Source organism: Polaribacter sp. HL-MS24, assembly GCF_032758595.1.
Taxonomy (GTDB): domain Bacteria; phylum Bacteroidota; class Bacteroidia; order Flavobacteriales; family Flavobacteriaceae; genus Polaribacter.
This window is the reverse complement of record NZ_CP136415.1, coordinates 1,218,914-1,241,663: the sequence shown is the minus strand read 5'-3', so window position 1 is coordinate 1,241,663 and position 22,750 is coordinate 1,218,914. Positions and strand designations below refer to the sequence as shown.

Annotated in this window: 20 protein-coding genes and 3 pseudogenes; 6 read left to right on the top strand and 17 right to left on the bottom strand. The window is 34.6% G+C overall.

Annotation, left to right across the window (positions count from 1 at the left end):
• Positions 1-29: 29 nt before the first annotated feature.
• On the bottom strand, positions 30-1,112 hold the full coding sequence (locus tag RRF69_RS05905) for an efflux RND transporter periplasmic adaptor subunit (protein ID WP_316941091.1): 1,083 nt from the start codon (positions 1,110-1,112) through the stop codon (positions 30-32).
• A gap of 6 nt (positions 1,113-1,118) precedes the next feature.
• A complete protein-coding gene (locus RRF69_RS05900; protein WP_316941090.1) occupies positions 1,119-1,619 on the bottom strand; it encodes a MarR family transcriptional regulator in 501 nt (166 codons plus the stop codon).
• 128 nt (positions 1,620-1,747) lie between these two features.
• Between RRF69_RS05900 and RRF69_RS05895 the strand changes: the two genes are divergently transcribed.
• Genes RRF69_RS05895 through RRF69_RS05885 form a run of 3 tightly spaced genes read left to right on the top strand, consistent with a single transcriptional unit; the run spans position 1,748 to position 4,148 of the window.
• The gene (locus tag RRF69_RS05895; protein ID WP_316941089.1) at positions 1,748-2,926 is read left to right on the top strand and encodes a GNAT family N-acetyltransferase; all 1,179 of its coding nucleotides are present in this window, start codon (positions 1,748-1,750) and stop codon (positions 2,924-2,926) included.
• 6 nt (positions 2,927-2,932) lie between these two features.
• Positions 2,933-3,799, top strand: a complete 867-nt coding sequence (locus tag RRF69_RS05890; RefSeq protein WP_316941088.1) for an acyl-CoA thioesterase II — start codon at positions 2,933-2,935, stop codon at positions 3,797-3,799.
• 4 nt (positions 3,800-3,803) lie between these two features.
• Complete coding sequence (locus RRF69_RS05885; RefSeq protein WP_316941087.1) at positions 3,804-4,148, top strand: SdpI family protein; 345 nt, start codon at positions 3,804-3,806, stop codon at positions 4,146-4,148.
• 55 nt (positions 4,149-4,203) lie between these two features.
• On the opposite strand, the gene RRF69_RS05880 is transcribed toward RRF69_RS05885, so the two are convergent.
• Complete coding sequence (locus RRF69_RS05880; protein WP_316941086.1) at positions 4,204-5,586, bottom strand: T9SS type A sorting domain-containing protein; 1,383 nt, start codon at positions 5,584-5,586, stop codon at positions 4,204-4,206.
• A gap of 44 nt (positions 5,587-5,630) precedes the next feature.
• Between RRF69_RS05880 and RRF69_RS05875 the strand changes: the two genes are divergently transcribed.
• The gene (locus RRF69_RS05875) at positions 5,631-6,383 is read left to right on the top strand and encodes a class I SAM-dependent methyltransferase (RefSeq protein ID WP_316941085.1); all 753 of its coding nucleotides are present in this window, start codon (positions 5,631-5,633) and stop codon (positions 6,381-6,383) included.
• Positions 6,384-6,432: 49 nt separating this feature from the next.
• Here the strand turns inward: RRF69_RS05875 and RRF69_RS05870 are convergent, their stop codons facing one another.
• From RRF69_RS05870 to RRF69_RS05860, 3 genes are all read right to left on the bottom strand, one after another.
• The gene (locus tag RRF69_RS05870; RefSeq protein ID WP_316941084.1) at positions 6,433-8,910 is read right to left on the bottom strand and encodes a TonB-dependent receptor plug domain-containing protein; all 2,478 of its coding nucleotides are present in this window, start codon (positions 8,908-8,910) and stop codon (positions 6,433-6,435) included.
• Complete coding sequence (recO, locus tag RRF69_RS05865; protein ID WP_316941083.1) at positions 8,910-9,635, bottom strand: DNA repair protein RecO; 726 nt, start codon at positions 9,633-9,635, stop codon at positions 8,910-8,912. The genes RRF69_RS05870 and recO overlap by 1 nt, the downstream gene beginning before the upstream one ends.
• A gap of 79 nt (positions 9,636-9,714) precedes the next feature.
• Positions 9,715-11,967, bottom strand: coding sequence for a hypothetical protein (locus tag RRF69_RS05860; RefSeq protein WP_316941082.1), 2,253 nt, complete (start codon positions 11,965-11,967; stop codon positions 9,715-9,717).
• An 87-nt stretch (positions 11,968-12,054) separates the two neighbouring features.
• Here RRF69_RS05860 and RRF69_RS05855 point away from each other — a divergent pair, with 87 nt between their 5' ends.
• Positions 12,055-12,528, top strand: a complete 474-nt coding sequence (locus RRF69_RS05855) for a CYTH domain-containing protein (protein ID WP_316941081.1) — start codon at positions 12,055-12,057, stop codon at positions 12,526-12,528.
• Positions 12,529-12,535: 7 nt separating this feature from the next.
• Here RRF69_RS05855 and trhA read toward each other — a convergent pair.
• Both trhA and RRF69_RS05845 read right to left on the bottom strand, forming a co-directional pair.
• A pseudogene (gene trhA, locus RRF69_RS05850) lies at positions 12,536-13,185 on the bottom strand (PAQR family membrane homeostasis protein TrhA).
• Complete coding sequence (locus RRF69_RS05845; protein ID WP_316941079.1) at positions 13,182-13,871, bottom strand: lysophospholipid acyltransferase family protein; 690 nt, start codon at positions 13,869-13,871, stop codon at positions 13,182-13,184. Before RRF69_RS05845 ends, trhA begins: the two are co-directional and overlap by 4 nt.
• A gap of 194 nt (positions 13,872-14,065) precedes the next feature.
• Between RRF69_RS05845 and trpS the strand changes: the two are divergent.
• Positions 14,066-15,035, top strand: a pseudogene (gene trpS / locus RRF69_RS05840) (tryptophan--tRNA ligase).
• A gap of 83 nt (positions 15,036-15,118) precedes the next feature.
• Here the strand turns inward: trpS and RRF69_RS11780 are convergent.
• The 9 genes and pseudogenes from RRF69_RS11780 to RRF69_RS05805 all read right to left on the bottom strand — a co-directional run bounded on the left by RRF69_RS11780 (position 15,119) and on the right by RRF69_RS05805 (position 22,749).
• Positions 15,119-15,265 carry a DUF1761 domain-containing protein gene (locus tag RRF69_RS11780; protein WP_410479478.1) on the bottom strand — a complete coding sequence of 49 codons (147 nt, stop codon included), beginning with the start codon at positions 15,263-15,265 and terminating at the stop codon, positions 15,119-15,121.
• A gap of 94 nt (positions 15,266-15,359) precedes the next feature.
• Positions 15,360-15,620: a DUF1761 domain-containing protein gene (locus RRF69_RS05835; protein WP_316941078.1), complete on the bottom strand. Its 261-nt coding sequence runs from the start codon at positions 15,618-15,620 to the stop codon at positions 15,360-15,362.
• 111 nt (positions 15,621-15,731) lie between these two features.
• Entirely contained in the window at positions 15,732-16,715 is a 984-nt protein-coding gene (locus RRF69_RS05830; protein WP_316941077.1) for a DUF4837 family protein, read from the bottom strand.
• A gap of 139 nt (positions 16,716-16,854) precedes the next feature.
• The gene (locus RRF69_RS05825) at positions 16,855-17,886 is read right to left on the bottom strand and encodes a transglycosylase SLT domain-containing protein (RefSeq protein ID WP_410479470.1); all 1,032 of its coding nucleotides are present in this window, start codon (positions 17,884-17,886) and stop codon (positions 16,855-16,857) included.
• A gap of 23 nt (positions 17,887-17,909) precedes the next feature.
• Positions 17,910-18,134: a hypothetical protein gene (locus RRF69_RS11775; RefSeq protein ID WP_410479469.1), complete on the bottom strand. Its 225-nt coding sequence runs from the start codon at positions 18,132-18,134 to the stop codon at positions 17,910-17,912.
• 19 nt (positions 18,135-18,153) lie between these two features.
• Positions 18,154-18,915 (bottom strand): exodeoxyribonuclease III, encoded by a 762-nt coding sequence (locus RRF69_RS05820; RefSeq protein ID WP_316941076.1) that lies wholly within the window; start codon positions 18,913-18,915, stop codon positions 18,154-18,156.
• A 51-nt stretch (positions 18,916-18,966) separates the two neighbouring features.
• Positions 18,967-19,619: pseudogene (locus RRF69_RS05815) on the bottom strand (3-oxoacid CoA-transferase subunit B).
• 83 nt (positions 19,620-19,702) lie between these two features.
• A complete protein-coding gene (locus tag RRF69_RS05810; RefSeq protein WP_316941075.1) occupies positions 19,703-20,347 on the bottom strand; it encodes a CoA transferase subunit A in 645 nt (214 codons plus the stop codon).
• A gap of 113 nt (positions 20,348-20,460) precedes the next feature.
• Positions 20,461-22,749 (bottom strand): penicillin-binding protein 1A, encoded by a 2,289-nt coding sequence (locus RRF69_RS05805; RefSeq protein WP_316941074.1) that lies wholly within the window; start codon positions 22,747-22,749, stop codon positions 20,461-20,463.
• Between the last annotated feature and the right edge of the window lies 1 nt (position 22,750).

The window sequence follows — 22,750 nt, the reverse complement described above, 5'->3', positions numbered from 1 at the left end:
TTTTGGTATTGATTTTTACGACCATTCCGTCAAAAGCACCAAGGTACTGCTTGCGTAAGTAATTTTGCTTGATTTGAAAGTCCTTTAATCACAACTTTTTCTGCACCAAAATACATGGGTTGTACGCTTGTCAAAGTTAAAATACTGTCATTTTTTACAAGATATACTGCTTGATTCTCTACCAATAATTTTCTTGAAATTTCAAAGGCTTGAGGTATTGTTTTTGCGACCAAACTAGCCTCCAAGAACATTCCTTCTTTTAAGTCTGCATGCTGAACCTCAATAAATACTTTTATAGTTTGTGATTCTTGATCTACTTTGCCATTGATACGAACTACTTTACCACGATACTGTGTTGATTTCTCAAAATTAGAGAGCACAACTGGATTGCCCACTTTCACAAAACGTGCATATTCTGTACTGATAGAAACTTCCATTTCATACACACTGGTGTCTATGAACTCTCCTAACTGCTGTCCAAGTCTTACCAAGGTTCCTGGATGCACTAATGCTTCTGTAATTACTCCAGAAAAAGGAGCTCTTATTTCATGTTTTGCATAGCGAACTTCTAAATTCTTAACCGTATAATAGGCTGTTATAATCCCTCTTCCAGAAACAAAATATTTTTCTTTATCCGATGAAAAATCAGGAAGGGCTGGCGTTGCAGAATTCATATCAAACCCCTCTAGAAAACGTTCCCACTTTTGAAAATCGTTTGGAAAATCCAATCTCAGATCAGGTAAAATTGCGATCACTAAATTCTGTAAATTACTTTTCTGTGATTGCAAACTTGCATAAAATTCGTCACTATTGATATTCAAAAGAGTTTCTCCTTTTGCAAAGCGAGTCCCCGCTTTAAAGGCCTTATGTGAAGATTTTAAAACTCCTTGGACTTCAGAGAACAAGGCAATTTTATTTTTGGCAATCAAGTTTCCACTTGCTGTTAAAATAACAGGAATGTCTTTGTTTTCAACGACCTCAACAAAAACAGTTTTGATTTTTTGTTTGAAAATCGGCTTTGCCTTCTGATTTTTCTCCACAAGAATGTTGCCTACATACATTGCTCCTGCAATGAGTCCAACTCCTAAAATTGCTAGAATTATTTTTCTCATAATTATTTAAATGAATTCACTATTAGAATTAAAATTTGTTTGTACTTTTTTGAGCGTTTTAATCATCTGATCCTTTTCTTCTTTAGAGATCCCCAACTCCATGGTCGTTATCATTTCTTTAATAACAGGCTTTGTTTTATTAAACGTTTCTTTTCCTAAGTCTGTCAAAAACACATTGTTGACCCGCTTGTCTGTTGGGCTCTGTTTTCTTAAAATATAATTTTTACTTTCCATTTTAGCAAGCAGCCTCGTCAGTGAAGATTTGTTCCTGAGTGTCAAAAAAGCAAGGTCGTTTTGATTCAAACCATCTGTTTCATGTAGGTTTTTCAAAACGATCATTTGTTCTTTAGTCAAATCTAAATTATTGGACTTCAATGACTCAAGAATAATATAGTCCATCAATTTGACCGTTTTTCCTATCCAAGGACCAATCGAATTTTCAAAATCTATATGAATGTCTTCTTTGTTCACCAAACAAAGATAGCTAAAAACTTTATTTAGTTGCATATGCAACTAAATAAAGTTTGTCAAAAATCAAATACCCTTAAATTTCTTTGAATAAATGTATCTTTTTAAACCAATAAAACGGAACTTTACAAAAAAATTCGAATAGTGTAACCCATGAAAACATTGATTTGATTCCTTGCGCCAACACAAATAATGCCCAATACTTTTCCTCTGTTTCAGAAATCCCTGAAAGATATTGGCATGCGCTGCAGTGTGAAAAGAATCTTTACTTTCGCAAAGAGTATTTACTTTCAATTGAGGAAAACCATCCTGAAATGCAGTTTTCCTATGTTGTTTTGGTTGATGTAAACGAACAAGCAATTGCTTTTGCAGCCCTACAAATTTTCGACTTTTATATAAACGATATCAATAATGATTTGGAGTTTTTTATTCGAAAAATTAAAAACATTGGTAGACAACTGCACCTCTTTCCAAAGAAAAGACCCATAAAAATACTAATCTGCGGCAATACCTTTGTGAGTGGGGAACATGGCGTTTACATTAAAGAGAATCAAAACAAAAAAACAATCCTTAAGGAAATTACAAAAGCAATTTTACATTATACCAATAGTCATCCTAACTTAAAAAAAGAAGTAACTTTTTTCTTATTGAAAGATTTTAAAAAGGAATCTTTATGGATTACAGATGCTTTAAAAGATTACAATTACAGCCCCTTTTTAGTAGCACCAAACATGCTTTTGGAACTCCAAAAAGGATGGCATCATTTCGATGATTATTTGGCCGCTTTAAAAACCAAATTTAGGGTCAAAGCCAGAAAAGCCATTCAATTGAGTGCTTCGTTAGAAAGAGAAAATGTAACTCTAAAAAACATCGATCGCTTATTGCCTGAAATGACTGCGCTTTATAAAAAAGTAGCTTCAAAAGCTGATTTTAATTTAGGCAATTTCAATCTAGACACCTATAAAAAACTTATAGAAAAACTAGAAAAAAACTATCTTCTCAAAGCGTATTTTTTAGATGGAAAAATGGTTGGATTTATGTCTGGAAGTATCAACCAAAATTCGTTGGATGCTCATTTTGTAGGGATTGATTATGCCTTAAACAGAGAATACGCCATCTATCAAAGAATGTTATATGACTATGTAGAAATTGCTATTCACAAAAAATTAAAATATTTAAATTTTGGAAGAACTGCTAGCGAAATTAAAAGTTCTGTTGGCGCTGTCCCACAGGACTTGACAATATACATTCGTCATAAAAAATCAATCAAAAATAGAATTATAAAGTTATTTTTACAACGAATTGAGCCTACGCCTTTTCATCAAAAATTTCCTTTTAAAAAATAATTGCAAATGAAAAATGTAACCGATTTAATTGCATTATTAAACTTAGAACAAATTGATGCAAATACCTATAAAGGGATTAGTAAAACCATCGGAAGCCCCAATGTTTTTGGAGGACAGGTGTTGGCACAATCCTTAAATGCTGCCAATAGGACGGTTCCAACAGATCGTATTTTACACTCCTTGCATTCCTATTTTCTTGAAGCTGGAAAACTGGACATTCCAATTGTTTTTAAGGTAGAAATTGTGCGTGATGGTGGGAGTTTTTCAACGAGACGTGTAAAAGCCATGCAAAATGAGGTGACTATTTTTATTTTGGCAGCCTCTTTTCATAAATCTGAAGAAGGTTATGAGCACCAGAAAGCAATAGAGACCAACATCAAACAACCCGAAGAATTAATTGGTTGGAGTGAAATAGTGGACCAATTTGGAGATTTTATTCCAAAAGACATGAAAGCTTTTTTGAATATTGAGAGACCCATTGAGTTTAAACCCACGCTAATTCCAAATCCTCTAGACCCGAAAGATTTGCCTGCAGAAGATACGATTTGGTTCAAATTAAAAGGGGATGCATCAGGACTGGATCTTCAAACAAAACAACAAATTCTTACCTATATTTCTGATTACAATGTGTTAAACGCTGCTATCAATCCAAATGCGAGCAAAGCGAATTTTGGAAATTTACAAACTGCCAGCTTGGACCATTCGATGTGGTTTTTTAGAGACTTTGATTTTGATGACTGGATGCTGTTCTCTTCAGAATCACCAAATTCTTTTGGAGCCAGAGGCTTGTCAAAAGGAAATTTATTTACCCGAGATGGAAAACTGATTGCATCATTTGCACAAGAAGGATTGATAAGACCCAAAAAAAGATAAGATAATGAATGCCTTTACCTATGTTTTAACTACCAATGGATTATTGTTTTTAATAAGTATTCTCTTTTGGAAATTCCCTCCAAAGAACATCAACAAACTCTATGGTTACCGAACCTATAGAACCATGCAAAACCTTGATATATGGAACTTTGCAAACACTACCTTCAATAAAAACCTAGTCATTTATGCCGGAATTTCTTTTTTAGCTGGACTTCTTTTTGCTTCGATTGCGCAAACAAATATCAGCTGGCAGCCCATGGTGTTGGTAATGCTTACCCTAGTCGTTTGTATTCTCAAAACTGAGAAATCAATTTCTGAAATTTTTACTGATGAAGGGAAAAGAAAATAACACTATTCTTTTAGAATTTTTTTAATTATTGACGTATTATTAGAACTTTTCACTTTTAAAAATAAACACCTGAAGATACTTTAGAAATATCAATGGCTTTTAAATTATTTATTTTTTTTATAATTTCTCTACCTTGAATGTCAAAAATTGAAACTTCTAAAATCTCTATTGAAGTTGATTCTACATCAATATTTACAATTCCTTTAGACGGATTAGGATATATATTCACTACTTTTTCCAATTCATTTTCCTCAACACTTAACACTTTTTCTGAAAAGAATAATTGGTGAGTTTCATCTACCCAAAGCCATAAGCCTTTTTGATTTTCAGTTATTTGATAATTTACTTTTTCTGCAGGTTGTTGCATATAAAAATTACCTGTTATAGGTTTAAAATAGTCTGTTTCTTCATCTTCTCCACAATCTGACAAAGTTGTTGCTCCTATTTCAACAACTTCAAAATCTGTTTCGTTAGCAACATATTTAGCTGAAGTTACGTTACAGTAACCACTGATATCAACTTCCAATTTATCACTTTCCATATTGAACGTGAATTCTATAAAAGGAACACTTCTAGATGTACTTCCACTTGGATCATTAGGGTTTACTAAATCTAAATTTTCTTGTACTCCATTCTTTAAAAAATACTCTAGTTGAAATATTTTCCCGTCAAAAAAAGAAGTACTAACAGTTGCTTTTTTTGAATTCCTATTTTGTGATATCCGTGCAGAAGAAGGTAAAGGAATTGTTGGGTCTATAGAAAGAATTGTTGATCCATTTGAATTAGGCTCTAAAACTGTATTTTCTAATTCTATATAATTCCTAGCAGTAAAATCTACTTTTATACTTTCTCTAAATTTTTCATTGTTAATTTTTATAGCGTAAGGTGGATTTTTTATTTCTATAAAATCATTTGGCTGTGTCATTTTATACACCATTTTAACTGCTTTATACGCATCTAATCTACCTGCCCCCATTTTGTTTATGTAGTTATTGTTTTCTAGGATTGAATCTAAATTTGAAGAGGTTAGTTTTAAAATACTCTCAACTTCTTTAGAATTTAAACTTGAGTTTTCACTTAACATTAATCTAATTGTACCACTAATATGAGAAGCCGCAGTAGATGTACCCCAAACTTCCCAATATTTTATTCCTTGATAATTGTTTATTAACACTGGTATGGTATAACCAGGAGCTGGTATGTCAACTAGATTATTTAAATGATGAGTTGAATTTGAATTTCCAATTAAATTTTCAACACGATCTCTCCATTCTAATTGAATACCATTAGAGATAAAACCTACATCTTCTGTGCCAACTGAAGTTACAGAAATCAAAGTATCATAAGAAGCTGGATATATCGGATTATCTTTACTGTTACCACAAAAAGAAAAATTAACCATTAAAAGAAAAAAAAATGTAATTCGTTGCTTTTTCATGTTGATTTTATTTTATATTTACAAAAATATAAACTTATCTTAAGTTGAAAAAAATTATCTTAAAAAAAATATTATCTCATCTTAATTTATTATCAATTATTGAACAGATAAACTTTTATCGCCAAAAATGGAAAAACAGAAAATCAAATAAAAAGTTTAAAAAAAATAATCCTAAGGTAAAACTCCCCCCTGATTTTTATTTATATGAAACTTTCAATCTAAATTACGATAAATTTTATACTAATGGAATTCCTACAGCAACATGGTTAATTAATCACTTAAGTCAATTTAAAAAATTAGAAAACATATCAATTTTAGATTGGGGATGTGGAACTGGTAGAATTTTAAGGCATTTACCTTTAACATTAAAAAAAACAAATACTTTTTATGGAACAGATTACAATAAAAAATATGTAAAATGGTGTTCTGAAAATTTAGAAGGAATTCATTTTAAAAATAATGATTTACATCCTCCTTTACAATTTAAGGATGATTTTTTAGATATTATTTATGGTATATCCATCTTTACACATCTTTCAGAAGAATTGCATTATTCTTGGATGACAGAATTAACTAGGGTTTTAAAAAACAATGGGCTTCTTTTTTTAACCACTCATGGAGATGCTCATACTTTTAAATTATTGCCTAAAGAGCTAGAATTATACAACTCTGGAAGTCTCATTACTCATACATACAAAAAGGAAGGAAATAGGCTATTTGCTTCCTATCAATCCCCGAAATTCCTTAAAGATGTTTTTGCTAAAAATAATTTAATTGTTTTAAATCATATACCTTAGGAAATACAAAACAGCAAGCCTCAACAAGATGTTTGGATTCTTAAAGCTATTAAAAAGTAGCTAAAAAAGAGACCGAAACATTACGTCCTGGAGCAGAAACCCCCGAGGCAAATTCAATATAATGTTCGTCGAATAGATTTGCTACTCTCGCTTGAAAAGAGAGATTTTCATTGATGAGATACCTTCCGTTAATTCCGATCGTTTGCCAACTAGGTGTTCCATAATACTTTTCAACATCGTTGGTCGCAGTTGCATTTACTACTGGGGTAAGTTCGTGGTTATCGATCCCTTCAGTAAAATTAAAATCTGAAATCTCTTTTTTACTATTGAATCGGAAATTGGCTCCAAATTCAAATTTGTCCAAGGTATAATTTACTTCCAGTTGACCAAATAGAGGTGGTATGGAAGACATCGGTTCTTTGCTGTCATACGTCCTTCCTTTGGTATAGGTAATAAAGGCAGATGTGTTCCAGTGCTTCGATATTTTTCCTAAATAACTTGTGGTAAACCCTGTGATATAAGCATTCCCTTTATTTTGATTGTTTACTGCATTGTCAAATTCTCCATCGAATGCTACCTGCAGAATGCTTCCATCTGGATTGTACACAAAATCTCTTTGAATATAATCTTCTAAAAGTGTATAAAAAACACTTCCTCCAAAACGAAATCGTCTATTGTTGAAGTATTTCTGAATACCAAATTCTGCACTATAAGCAAACTCTGGATCGACATGAACATTCGGAATGGTCACATTGCCTGCTTTTTCTCTCACACGCCCAACATCATCTATATTTGGAGATCTAAACCCTGAAGACAAAACACTATTAATTTGCCAATTTGGTGAAGGTTTGTATACATGACCTAAAGTTGCCGTGATGGCAGCATTGTTTGCTGAGATACTAGGGTCAGCCAAACGAATGAAGGATTGATCTTCCCAATTTGCCTTTAAATACGTATTGGTAAACCGGATCCCTGAATTTAAGGTTGACTTGCTATTGATATCTTGTCGGTATCCTAGATAGACTGCAGCACTCACATAGCTACTTCCACCATCTGGATATCTTGATTGCACTAAAAAATCGTCTGCAAAACCAGTCTCATGAGGGTTGATTACATCCAATGTTTTTCCAAAAGAATTGGAATCAACATCGTTGTATGCAAACTCAAAACCATAGGTTAAAGTACGTTTTTGGTCTTGGGTAAGCGGCACCGAAAAATCACCATTAACACTAAAAAGGTTCACCGTTTCTTCTCTATAGGAGCGTTTCAAACTTCCAAATTTACGCTGAACTCGACTCTCTTTGATATTTTGATACGCAAAAGTTAAAGTTCCTTTTTCTAACCACTTTTCCCCTGGATTAAGAATCAATTGCGGTGAAAATAAAAATCGCTGTTGAGGTCCATAATACCACTCTGCAAATTTTAAAGAAGACGGGTCGAGTGGATTGGTTCGCTCTGTTAGTCGGTCAAATCTGGGAATATTTGAGGACTTCGAAAATTGAATATTCAATTTCAATTCGGTGTTTTCTGATATTGGAATATAGAATTTCTGCAACACATCTGTTTGAGAATATCCAGTGTTTTTTTGAAGATGAACATTTGGGTTTAAGGTTGGCGCGGCATTGTATTCACTATTTTTATTTTCAGAAAAATAAAAAACTTTTCCCCAATTCTCAAAACCATGAGATCGCTTTTTTCCCATTTGTAAATCTCCAAAGTTACTGTAGGAAACACTAGTAAAAGAAGCCCATTTTTTAAAACTTAATGCCACAGAAGCATTGGTCGTGATTTCAGAATTGACACCTGAATATCGATTGAAAAAACTTGTTTTTACTTTGGCTTCTTCCGAAAGTTTTGGCGTTTTTGTATAATAGTGAATAACTCCACCCAACGCATCAGATCCATAGATTACAGAAGACGGTCCAAACACTACTTCGGTTCTATCGAGTTGATTTGGAGCAATTGAAATAGCATTTTGTAGGTGTCCTTTTCGATAGATGGCATTGTTCATTCGAACACCATCGACCACCAATAAGACACGATTCGACTCCATTCCCCGAAGCACTGGACTTCCACCACCAAATTGCGATTTTTGAACTTTAATCCCAGGAATACCCGCCAATAAATCTGCAGAAGTTTGAGGAGAAATTTTCAAGATGTCTTTTTGTGATAAAACAGCAACTTGTTCTGCAATTCGATTGCTCTTCTCTTTACTCTTAAAAACAGATAAAACGACTTCGTTCAGCTGTTCTGATTCTTTGGTTAAAAAAAGAGTGGGCTTTAATTTGGACTTTCGCAGCTTGTATAATGCATAGGAAATATGTGAAAAATAGATGATTTCATCCTCCTCAAAAGAAGAAACCTCTGCGATTCCATTATTATTTGTCGTCAGAGTGATGGTTTGATTCTGGTTAAAAATAGTAACATTTCTCACTATTTTACCTGTTTCTTTATCTAAAACTTTAATTTCTTGAGAAAAAGAGCTTAAGTTTAGACCTACTAGAAAAATAATAAAAAATATTCTCATCAACTAAATACCGTTTCTAAAATCGTTAGGGATTTTGGCTTTCTAAAACCGTCTAAATGTAATTCAAAATACCGAATTATAATTTGCAAAAGAGCCTGTCTGTCCTGTTTGCTAAACAACACATTTTCTATAGCATCAAAATTTATGCCTAAGAGGGTTTTAAAAAGAAATAAATTATGGTGTACAATACAATTTTTGTCTGTAAAGGCATTAGAAAAGCTCCCTTCAAACAAATTAAAACTACTGGCTGTCTCTTGATCGAAGAGATCAGGATAAAACCCTAAATACTTTGTAAAGTTGAGTAAAAAAAGCAAATGAAAATTCGCAATTTTGTCGTGGGTATCTAACCAGATCAAAGCGGTTTCTAAATACTCATACAATACGGAATTTTCCTCTTCTTCTTGAATACTACTTGACAAAATTTCGGATAAAAATAATACAATTGACTGCTTAACGATGTCTCTATGAATTGAGGTGTAGGCATGTGAGACATGTACTTCTTTAAGCGAATGAAGATTCGATTTTTGCTTGTGATTTGCCTCTAGTATAAGTTGCGTGAGAGGTTGAAAGTAGGCTGCTTTGATAACCCCTTTCCTGTTTTTTAAAACCCCACGAATTAAATAGGTTTTGACTCCTAATTTCTCAGTAAAACATTTTACTATTAAGCTAGAATCGCTGTATTTTATAGCGCTCAAAACAATTGCTTTTGTACTGATAATTGCCATTAATTTACAATTGCAATTTTAGTAATCGAAGTTTCTGACGCATCATCATTGGAAAGTAAAACAATATAAATTCCAGAGGCTACTTGGTTTCCTGCAAGATTTTTTTGTTCCATACTACTTTTCCTCCTTGTAGTTGTTCCCCTTCCACAACATTGGTTTCATAAACTAGATTCCCTGCCACATCTACAATTTTAACATTGGTTCCTTTTGGTAAATGCGTTCCATTTCGACCGTCAATGGTAACCGTTTCATGATTTTGTAAGGCGGGGTTTGGATAGGCATATACAGCTCCCAAAGACGCTCCAAAAGGAGCCACCTTACTATTGTAGGCAACGATCCCTTTATCCGTAGCAAAATATACTTTCCCATTATTTTTATCAACTTTAATTTTTAATATCCTATTGGATGGTAATGGCGAATTTCTCTTGCTAAAATTAGCCAAAGTGGTTTTCCCATTAGGACTTGTATACAAAACCCCTCCCTTATCGGATCCAAACCATTTATTATCTCCTCCGTCTATGGCAATGGTGTTGATCGTTTGATCTCCTAAAAGACGATCTCCAAAACCATCACTATTCACATTAATAATAATAGGAAGTGCTACCTGTTTCCCTTCATCAAAAATTGAAGAGGCATTGCTAAATACAACCAGCCCCGACTTTGTGCCCAACCACACACTATTATTCCGATCGACGGCAACCGTTCGAACGTTTAAATCGGGCAATGCACCCGAAATCGCATCGGTAGTGAGCGCTTTTTTTCGATCTCCAGTTTCGTTGTACACATAAACTCCATTTCTTCGAGTTCCAATCCAAATACTGTTGTTTTGGTCCACCACTACCTCGTTCAATCCAAGAGCAATATTTGTTGTAATAGGATTTAAATCGACTCCAGACCATTGCAAATTTGTAGAAAGTTTTTTCAACTCTTTGGTTCCTCCAATATTGGTGACCCATAAATTCCCCTGATTGTCAAACCCAGTACCACTGATTCTAATCGTTACTCGATCGGGTAAATTAAAAACAATATCTTCCAATGGGCTATTTAATTGATTGTAAAAGGTTTTGATTTCATCATCCTCAACGACCAATAAACCTCCTGTCAATGAAGTATTGATTCTTCCAGTATCGCCAAAAGAACTAATATACACCCTGTTCTCATGATTTGGATCGATAGATATAGCACTTAGATCTCCAATAGGAGCGTTCGAATTGTAGGGATGGTTGATCCATTGTTCTCCATTAAAATGCGAAAAACCTTGTCTCTTTTGAATGGGGGTATAGGTAGCATCGTATCCTCCATAAACAATCCAGAAATTAGCATCTAAAACATCAATTGCAAAGACCTCGTTCGACAAAGGACCTTCTGGATGAATTTCAGTAAACCCAGTTGGATTTATTAGGGATGCCCTTAGAACTCCAAATTCCTTAGTTGCCAACCAAACAGTATCCTCTGCAACAAAAGAAGTATTTAATGTAAACTCAAAATCGTCATTGGTCTCAATGGTTGCGACTAAACTCATTGAGTTGTCAAAAATTTTGACTGAGGTATTCAATGTTAAAGCGAGATTTGAAGATGAACTTTTCATCCCATAAATCGTTTGAAAAAAATTGCTTTGAGTAATCAAACTCACTCCTTCCACTCGAAATAACTGTGAAGCTGAGGTTGTGTAGAGGTTGTTGTTAAAAACAGTAATTCCCGTAAATTCTGTTCCAATAAAATTCTGCTGCCAAAGGTTAAAATCAATCAGTAATTTGCTGTTGATGTCTGCAGAAAAAATGCCAGAAGTTGTTGCGGCATAGATCGTCTCATTCAAAATGACCGTTTCATTGATGCCGATGTCTGAAGAATTCTTTCCTATAAAATAAGTGTCTCCAAATTCTAACTTTTCAAGGTTGTACACCACAATAGCAAAAGAGGTTGACAGGTATAATTTGTTGTTGTATTCTAAAATATGATTGATGCTTTTTTCTCCGTTTTGATTAAAATTGACAATATCGGAAGAAATGGTAATGCTACCATCTTCGTCCACAACTTCAATTAACCCGTTTTGATAGCCAATTACCAACCTTTTGAAAGAAGTACTGTAATAGATCGCCGATGTTGTTCCGCCAGAGAGACCTTGGATGGATGAGATTTTGTTAATTTCCTGAGAACGGGTATTGTAAGTAAAAACACCATTGTCAGAAAGGGCATACATTATATTGTCTACCTTTACAAAATCCTTTACATTATTGTAGGAATAAAAATCTTCCCAAGAGGCACTATAATCGGTTTGTCCGAAAACAGAAAATGAGCATAATAGAAAAATTAAAAACAGTATTTTTTTCATAGTGAAAATAAGTCTCTCAAAGATATTTATTTATTGTTATAATAACGACAAAATTAAATACATTAGTACTTCTTAAAAATCTTTTGAATGGCTTTGGAAATAGAACGAAAATTTTTGGTAAAAGACAGCTCTTTTAAAGCGGCAAGTTTTGCTCAAAAAACAATACATCAAGGCTATTTAAACTCCGATAAAAACAGGACTGTTCGTGTCAGAATTACTGACAATAAAGCCTATATGACTGTCAAAGGAAAATCAAATACTTCGGGGACAACCCGATTTGAATGGGAAAAAGAAATTGATTTTGCAGAAGCGAAAGCGTTGTTGCAGTTGTGCGAACCAAGTATCATCCAAAAAACTCGCTTTTATGTAAAAAGCAATCATCATGTTTTTGAAATTGACGAATTTTTTGGAGACAACAGCGGCTTGATTGTTGCCGAAGTTGAATTGGAAAATGAATCCGATTCCTTTGAAAAACCTTTGTGGTTAGGTAACGAAGTTACAGGAGACGAAAAATATTACAACTCTAAATTAAGTAAGGTTCCATATAAAGATTGGAAATAAAAAGTGCTCAAGCGGTTTCAGCTAAAAAATAAATGCTTACAAAGTGGCTGAGGCTTCCCAATAAAACAAACACATGAAAAATAGCGTGATTGTAGGGCAACTTTTTTATAGAATATAAAAGGGCTCCGAGTGTATACAATATCCCCCCTAAAATTAATAAATTAAGACTAGTTTCAGAAAGGCTCTTTGCTAAGGGTTTTGCAAAGAAAACAACTTGCCATCCCATTAATAAATACATCGCGGTCGAAATCTTATCGTACTTCCCTGTAAAAAAAGCTTTAAAACAACTCCTACCAATGCAAAAATCCACACAAATAGAAATACATACCAACCTAATGAAGTGTTCAGTACAACCAAACAAAAAGGGGAATATCCGCCTGCTATCAGGATATAGATGGCAGCATGGTCAAAAATATTTAACTTTCTTCTAAGTTTGGGTTTTTTAGCAGCATGATAAAAGGTAGAGGCAGCATATAAGAGAATTAGACTAAACCCATAAATAATAAAACTTATAGGCTTCCAAAAACCATTGTAATTCAAGGCTTTTAGGATTAAAAAAGGAAAAGCAATCAATGAGAGTACCAATCCAAAACCATGGGAAAGGACATTTAAAAATTCTTCTTTTTCGCTGTACCTATGATTTAGTTTTTCGCTCATTGTAATTTTCGATTTGTGTCTTTCATATATTTTTCGTCAGCCAACAAATCGGTATGAATCGTTGAAAAGACAGTCTCTTTCAGATTCTCTAAATCAGACTCACTAAGTCCTTTTGTCTCAATAAAGGGGTGTTGACGTATGCGAAATACACCAGGTCTTCCTTTGAAAAAATCCCAAGAAAAAAATCGTTTACAATCATAATACACTTGCGGAACAATTGGAATTTGATATTCAATAGCCAAACTAAAAGCTCCATTTTTAAAGGGAGCCAACACCACATCTTCTGTTGGAACAAGTCCTTCTGGAAAGATCGCAATACTAGTGCCATTCTGCAATCTTTTCTTCGCCATTTCATAGACTCTCTTTCTACTTTTAGGACTACTCCTATCCACCATAATTACAATTCTTCGATAAAAGAAACCAAAAATGGGAATTTTAACCAGTTCTTTTTTTCCTACAAATACAATTGGATTTTTGCTAGACGCAATTAATACAAAGGGATCCATAAATGAACCGTGATTGGGGCAAAACATGTAACTTTTTTCAGGATCAATTTGTTCGTCAAATTGAAATTTTAAACGAAACCCCATTCCATAAATAAGTCCCTTGGCCCATATTCGGATCAGTTTCCATAAGTGGTGGTAATGTACTTCTTTGATGGTTAAAAGAAATAATACTGGGGACATAAGAATAATGGTTCCAAACATTAGGACATAAAACCAAATTCGCCAAACTAACAGAAACGGAATCTTTATAAATCTCATAGGAAATCAAAAGTACTAATATTCTTTTGTATGATTGGTTTTCTGAAACAAAACCTTATTTTTGCCTTGAAAGTGGACCCAAAAAACCCACTTACACATTAAAAAGAACACAGCAAATGTCAAGAATTTTAACAGGCGTACAAAGTACTGGAACACCCCATTTAGGAAATTTACTAGGTGCAATATTACCTGCCATTGAAATGGCAAATAATCCTGATAACGAATCTTTTCTATTCATTGCAGACATGCATTCTTTGACACAAATAAAAGATGGTGACGAATTAAGAAAAAACACCTACAGTACTGCAGCAACATGGTTGGCCTGTGGTTTAGATGTTTCTAAGACGATTTTCTATCGACAGAGTGATATTCCAGAAGTTACTGAATTAAGCTGGTATTTGAGCTGTTTTTTCCCCTATCAACGGCTGACGTTAGCACATAGTTTTAAAGACAAATCAGATCGATTGGGAGATGTAAACTCGGGATTATTTACCTACCCAATGCTGATGGCTGCTGATATCTTATTGTATGATGCCGAAATTGTTCCCGTTGGAAAAGACCAATTGCAACATTTAGAAATGGCTAGAGATGTTGCCAACAGATTTAATAATGTTATCGGAGAAACCCTAGTAGCGCCTCATGGCTAAAATACAAGAGAACACCAAATTGGTTCCAGGAACTGATGGTGAAAAAATGAGCAAATCGAGAAATAATACCATCAATATTTTTCTGCCCGACAAACAATTGCGCAAGCAAATTATGGGAATTAAAACGGATAGTTTGGCCTTAGAAGATCCAAAAGATCCAGAAACCGACACTATTTTTGCCCTCTATAGATTACTAGCTTCTCCTGAACAAACCGAAGAAATGCGTGCCAACTATTTGGCAGGGAACTATGGATATGGCCATGCAAAACAAGCACTCTATGAATTGGTGATTTCAAAATTTGCAACAATTAGAGCTAGATATACCCATTTTATGGAGCACCAACACGAAATTGATGAGGCACTCGCCATTGGGAAAGTTAAAGCAAAAAAAGTAGCAACAGCAGTCATTCAAAGAGTGAGAGCAAAAGTAGGCTACTAAAAATTCTATTGTATATCAAAGACCTGATCGACGTAAAATCGGTCAGGTTTTTTCTGTAAACTGTACTGATAAAGAAACTTGTATTAGTAGTTCCACTTACAAACAATGCCGCCCATAATCGCTAAGGTTACCATCCAATACCCAACATTGAGAGCAACATATTTGAACGATTTTCTTTCAAAGAGTGCGATAATCGATACAACTGGAAGTATAAAAAAAATGCTCGCTATGGCACCATGAAGAGCTCCATGACTGAAGGTCCGAAAGCGATCTCCATAAGTACTTATAAAGTCTTGATAATAACCGAAGGCTGCACCAGTTTTATCAGCAAAGCCTTAGCTCTCCCGCTAAGGTTGAAAAAATTCCTGTCTGATGGATGACTACGGTTGCTAAAAAAAATGAAATCATCAAACTAAACAAATAACTGAAGAACAATATTTTGAACATATTGGCTTTTGCTAGAGATTCTTTGGTAAATCCCATTTCTACCATCCAAGCTTTTCCAAACAATGGACCATACCAAACAAACCCAATAATCATTGGCACTAAGGCTGTTAAAAACAGCATATTATAATTCATTTCCATAATTGATTGTTTTTTAATTGAATCTCAAATATAAAACTAAGTTTCTGGTTTTTAAAATATTGCATAAAAAAACCGAAGAGATTCACTCTCGGTTCATGCTCATTTTTTTATTTACCTAATCTTCATCGATTTTCCAATTGCTTCCAATTCGAATAGAAATTCTCTTTTGTTAATTGATGGAGCATATGTAAATCCTTCAAAAACGACCACTCTGTTGTTCTTATCATCGATAACAGAATAATTTAAAAAAGGCCCTGCCATAAAGTCATTTTTTACTTCCCATTTCCCTCGAGTTTCATAAGCTTTTTTCCCGTCAATTTTTGCATCATAAGTAATCGGAGTAAAGGCCTCTTCAGTAATCATGTGCATGGTTTCTGGATTTGATCCTGGAATGTACTTTTTTCCAATCGCATTTCGTACTTCAATAATTCGGTCTGCAACCTTAGTTTCATCTTCCAAAGGAACACTATACACCAAAATATTATTACTCCCAGTTTGTGCAATTCCGCTTTTTAGATGATGACGCAACCACAAAAATTCTCCCGTATCTTCTACGGTTCTATATTGATTGTGAATCGTAAATGAAAGCCCTAAATTTTGTAACGTTTTGAAAGTAGATACATCCATCTTTGATTTTGAAAAAATCTTTTGAGTGGTGGTAATGTCTGCCTGCCTAAAAGCTGCTAAAATTTCTTTTTCGTGTTGCTTGAAGATCCGAATCAAATCGGCATCCTCTTTTGCAGAGAGGTACACAACGGTTTGTGGGTTCGCGTATACATTGTATTTTATAGAGAACTGTTCTTTTTCACTTTCCTCAATAATTATAATACTTCTAGAAGATTTCATCATGTTTCCAAAGCCAGAAGGAGCAACTTGGGAAAGTGTAATGGTCGGCTCAGGTTGGGGCAATCCCACCACAATTTTTCCAAAGGAACTGCGAAGACTGTCTCCCACTTCACCCATCCAATCACTACTTTTAATCACTACCATGACTTTATTGATACTCCCTACAGATTGTTTTTGAACAAAAGAACTTTTACCATCACAAGCTGACAAAATCAAAAGTATCAATACTAAATAGCCTAATTTTTTCATGAAATTCATATTATATCCTTATAATTTTTGTGTTTGCAAATAGCAAGCAAATATTGTTCCACTTATACATCGACTTCAAAAGATTAGCTCAGAAATCAATTTTATATGAATTATTTTTCCTTTTTGACAGCGCAATAGATTAAGCCTTTGGAACTGCAATTTTTTTAGGATAAATACTCAATCTTTGTCCAATTTGTAATCGATTATTTTTTAAGCGATTCCAACGTTTGATATCACTGACTCTCACTCCAAATCGATTGGCAATTTTTCCTAAAAAATCTCCATCTCTTACTTTGTAGCGAATACGCTTATCCAATTCGAAATATTTAGGCAGTGGTTTTTCTCTTTTAGCAGCATCCCTTTTTGCCAAGGCATACACCTCTTCTTCTTTGTCTAAAAAAGACAAGGTATTTTTTCTGGGCAAAGTAATCGCATAATTTTTTCCTTCGATAAATGGAATGATCTCTAACTTATAGGAGGGGTTTAAAAATTGAATCAATTCTAAACTCATTCCTGTAGTTTCTGATATTTGATCAAAACTAACCGTGTTTTGAATACGAATAGTATCTGTTTCAAAGTGTCGAATTTGATGTTGATCGGCAACCAACTGATGTTCTTTTTGATATTCAAACAAATACATGGTTGCATAAAAAGCGGGAACATAACCTGCCGTTTCTCTGGGTAGAAAAGGGCGAATATTCCAATAATTTCGATACCCTCCAGAACGTTTTATCGCTTTTGAAACATTTCCGGGCCCCGAATTATAGGCAGCTAAAGCCAAATCCCAATCGCCAAAAATGGTAAATAAATCCGATAAATATTGGCAAGCGGCAATGGTTGCTTTTAAAGGGTCTTGGCGCTCATCTACATAGGAACTGACCTTTAATTTGTATTGAACTCCCGTTGAATACATGAATTGCCACAAACCTGTTGCCCCAACTCGCGACTTTGCGGTTGGATTTAAAGCCGATTCTACAATTGCCAAATATTTCATTTCTAACGGAATATCGTATTGATCCAAATACTTCTCAAACATTGGAAAATAATAAGTCGCTTTTGCCATCAATGCTGGATAATATCTTTTTCGATATTTTAAATTAGACTTGATTACTTTTTCTAAGGCTGGATTGTAAGCAATGTGAAAAGGTGTTTTTGCATCAATTTTCGCCAATCTTTGTTTTAAAATCTCGGTTGTTAACGGAACATCTGTGACATTTTTTTTTCTACATCCTCCATCAAATATTCAGAGGAATAATACAAGGGAGACTTGTATTTTGAATCCATCAATAAACTGTCTATGAGCGCAATATCATAATCAGAAAACAAATCTGAAGCATCGATTCTTTTAGAAACTATATCGTTGGGCATTTGTGCTAAAACACCGGTGCTAAAAAATAAGAGCAGGAATATATTTTTCATGTAGTTTTCTAGTAATATTTTATAAATTCAATTCTACGGCAATAGGGCAATGGTCAGAATGTTTTGCCTCTGATAAAATATATGACCGTGCGATCTTCTCTTTTAATGAAGTTGAAACCATAGCGTAGTCCAAACGCCATCCTTTGTTATTAGCTCTAGAATTTGCTCGATAGCTCCACCAAGAATATTCTTGCTTTTCAGGATGAAGATATCTAAAACTATCCACAAACCCGTCATTGATAAACTCTCCAATCCAAGTTCTTTCTTCAGGTAAAAACCCTGATACCCCTTTCATTTTTGGATTGTGAATATCTATTTCCTCATGGCATATATTGTAATCGCCACAGATGACTAGATTTGGAATTTCTTGCTTTAATGTTTGGATGTATTGTTGAAATTGATCCATGTACTTGAACTTAAACTCTAGGCGTTCTAAATTGGTTCCTGAAGGGAGATATAAACTCATAACTGAAACCTCATCAAAATCTACTCGAAGATTTCGGCCTTCAAAATCCATCGATTCAATCCCGGTTCCATATTCTATATGATTGGGCTCTTTCTTACAAAAAATAGCGACCGATGAATAGCCTTTTTTTTGAGCAGAAAACCAATAGTGATACGGATAACCTGCGTTCTCAAAATCGATTAAGTTCAATTGATCTTTGTGTGCTTTAGTTTCTTGAATGCAAATCACATCGGGAGTTGCGGCTTCCAACCAATCTAAAAATCCTTTTTTCAAAGCAGCTCGGATTCCGTTTACATTATAAGATATAATTTTCATTTTAAGGGTATTTGTTTTTAATTGAGCAACTATGGTTAAATTTTAGACAGTCTAAAGGATCATTTCTGGAATATCTCCCTCAATAATTAAGGTTCCTTCTGTAGCAACTTTGATTTCTTCAACAGAAACTCCAGGAGCTCTTTCTCGTAAGTAAAAGGCATTGTTTTTTACCTCTAAAACTGCCAAATTGGTAACAACTTTTGTAACACAGGCCACGCCGGTTAAGGGCAATGAACATTGTTTTAATATCTTAGACGCTCCGTATTTATTGGTGTGCATCATGGCAACGATAATATTCTCTGCAGAAGCCACTAAATCCATAGCACCACCCATTCCTTTTACCATTTTCCTGGAATTTTCCAGTTGGCAATGTCTCCATTTTCAGAAACTTCCATTGCACCAAGAATGGTAAGATCTACATGTTTTCCACGAATCATGGAAAAGCTCGTTGCTGAATCAAAAAAACTTGCACCATGAAGAGTTGTAATGGTCTGCTTTCCAGCATTGATAATATCTGCATCTTCCTCACCTTCAAAAGGAAAAGCACCCATTCCTAATACCCCATTTTCACTTTGAAACTCAACCTCAATGTCTTTTCGAACATAATTTGCTACTAAAGTAGGGATTCCAATTCCTAAGTTGACATAAAATCCGTCTTGAACTTCTTGTGCAATTCGCTTTGCGATTCCTATTTTATCTAACATTACAATTTGAAAATTTTATGATTTAAAATGCTTTTTACTCTCGGTGTTTTAAACTTCAGTACTACTTGCTCAATCTACACCGTTTAATCGCGCTTGCGAACAGTCCTTTGCTCAATTCTTTTCTCATAGTTTTCGCCTTGAAAAATACGCTGTACAAATATTCCTGGAATATGAATATTGTTTGGATCTAGGGCTCCAACGGGAACCAATTCCTCAACTTCAGCAACCGTAATCGTTGCTGCCCCACACATATTTGGATTGAAGTTTCTGGCAGTTCCTTTAAAAATCAAATTGCCTGCAGCATCTCCTTTCCAAGCTTTCACAAATGCAAAATCGGCCTTAAATGCAGGTTCTAAAACATACATTTTACCATCAAACTCTCTTGTTTCTTTTCCTTCTGCAACTTCTGTTCCGTAACCCGCTGGGGTATAAAACGCTGGGAAACCTGCTTGTGCCGCTCTGCACTTTTCTGCTAAAGTTCCTTGGGGCGTAAGCTCTACTTCCAATTCTCCCGATAACATTTGTCTTTCAAACTCCTCATTCTCTCCAACATAAGAAGAAATCATTTTTTTAATTTGTTTGTTCTGCAACAAAAATCCTAATCCAAAATCGTCAACACCAGCATTATTAGATATGCAAGTAAGCGCTCTCACATTTCGTTTCACCAGCTCTGCAATAGCATTTTCAGGAATTCCACACAAACCAAATCCGCCCAACATAAGGGTCATGTTACTTTTTACCCCCGCTAAAGCTTCTTGTGCATTGTTTACTTTTTTTGAATCATTTGATGAACTATTAGGTAAATATTAAAATCAATTCTAGCTACTCAAGTTTACAAATATTAAAAATCCAGATCTTCTTTAATCACTACTTTTTTTACCTCTTCTTCGCCCTCTTCATCATCTTCTCCTTTTTTCTTAGCTCCACAATTAATGTCAATAGAGACTTTTTCGGGTCTTTCAAAATCTTCTATACTGATATTTAGAGTTGGATCTGCATAACATTTTTTCATATACAATGCCCAGGAAGGTAAAGACATGGTTGCTCCTTGCCCTTTTGCAATGCCTTCAAAATGAATCGATCGATCCTCACCGCCAGTCCAAACTCCTGTGGCCAAATTGGGTACAATTCCCATAAACCAACCATCGGACTGATTTTGAGTGGTTCCTGTTTTACCAGCAATCGGATTTTCAAATTTATAAGGAAACCCGGTAACCACCTCTGGAAGAGCCGTATATGAGGTCCTTAAACGTTGTCCTGATCCCGCTTCTGTAACACCTTTCAACAAATCTAAAATCACATAAGAAGACTCTTCGCTTAAAACCTCTTTAGTCTCTGGAGTAAACTGCTCTAAAACAGTCCCATTTTTATCTTCAATTCTTGTCAAAATCATTGGAGTAACTCGTAAACCCTTATTGGCAAAAGTAGCATATGCGCTAACCATTTCCATCAACGACAAATCTACTGCTCCTAGAGCTATCGAAGGATTTGCCTGAATCCTAGTTTCGATTCCTGCCAACTTAGCGAGACGAACTACATTTTCCGGCTTGACCATATCAATCAATCGAGCCGACATGGTATTTACTGAACGTGCTAGACCTTCTTTTAAAGACAGCATCCCTCCATACTTTTTGTTCGAATTATCAGGTCTCCACTCTTCAGGGATTCCGTACTTTCCTTTAGGAATGGTATAATGTACATTTGGAAACGTATCGCAAGGCGATAATTTTAACTGATTGATTGCGGTTGCATATACAAAAGGTTTAAAAGTTGATCCTACTTGTCTTTTTTGCTGCTGTACTGCATCATATTTAAAATACTTATTACTAATACCTCCTACCCATGCTTTTACATGACCCGTTTGAGGTTCTACTGAAAGCAATCCGGATCGTAAAAAATGTTTGTAATATCGAATGGAATCCATAGGTGACATAATGGTATCGATAGTTCCTTTCCAAGAAAAAACGCTCATCCCTGTTTTTTTCTGAAAAATAGCATCAATTTCTTTCTCTGATTTTCCAGCAATTTTCATCTTTTTATACCGGTCAGAATTTTTCTTTGCGCGGTCAAAAATTATAGAAACATCGGTTGGTTCAATATCATAAAAAGGAGCCGTTTTATTATATTTTTGTTCCTTAAAAAAATGAGTTTGCAAATTAGACATGTGTTCTTTTACGGCTTCTTCTGCATATTGTTGCATTCGAGAGTCTAAGGTTACATAAATTTTTAACCCATCTTTAAAAATGTCGTATTGCTCTCCACTCGGTTTTGGGTTGTTTTGCACCCAGGTTCTTAATTGTTTCTGCAAATACGATCTAAAGTAGGTAGCATACCCATCACTATGACTTTCTGGGGTGTAATTTAATTTGAGGGGTAGTTGTTGTAACGAATCTTTTTCTTTTTTTGTAATAAAGTTATTTCGATTCATTTGCAGCAGAACTACATTTCTTCGTTGTTTTACCTTTGCCTTTCGTCTAAGAGGATTGAAATACGAAGAATTTTTCAACATTCCTACCAGCATGGTAGATTCTTCGATATTTAACTGTTTTGGCTCTTTCCCAAAGTAAATTCTAGATGCAGAACGAATTCCGACTGCTTGATTTAAAAAGTCGTATTTATTCAAATACATGGCAATGATTTCTTGCTTGGTGTATTGTCTTTCCAATTTTGTTGCAACAATCCACTCTTTTACTTTTTGAAGCACTCGCATCACAATGTTTTTTGAGGCTCTTCCTGTAAACAACATTTTTGCTAGTTGCTGTGTAATGGTACTCGCGCCACCACTTCCTGGTTTTAAAATGGCTCTTGCTGTTCCTCTAAAATCGATTCCTGAATGTTCGTAAAAGCGCTCATCTTCAGTAGCAATTAACGCATTTACAATATTTTGAGGCAATTCTCTATAATGAATCGGGGTTCGATTTTCAGTAGCATATTTTCCAATGGTTACTCCATCTGCAGAAATGACTTCTGTAGCAAGATTAATTTGTGGATTTTCTAATTCCTCAAAGGTTGGTAAATCGCCTAATGAGGTAAAATAAAACACTAAAAAAAGTGCCAAAACTCCGCTTGTGATTAAAATCCAAAAGCCTTTGATATACTTCTTAAAGTCTGATTTTTTTTTACGTGCCATA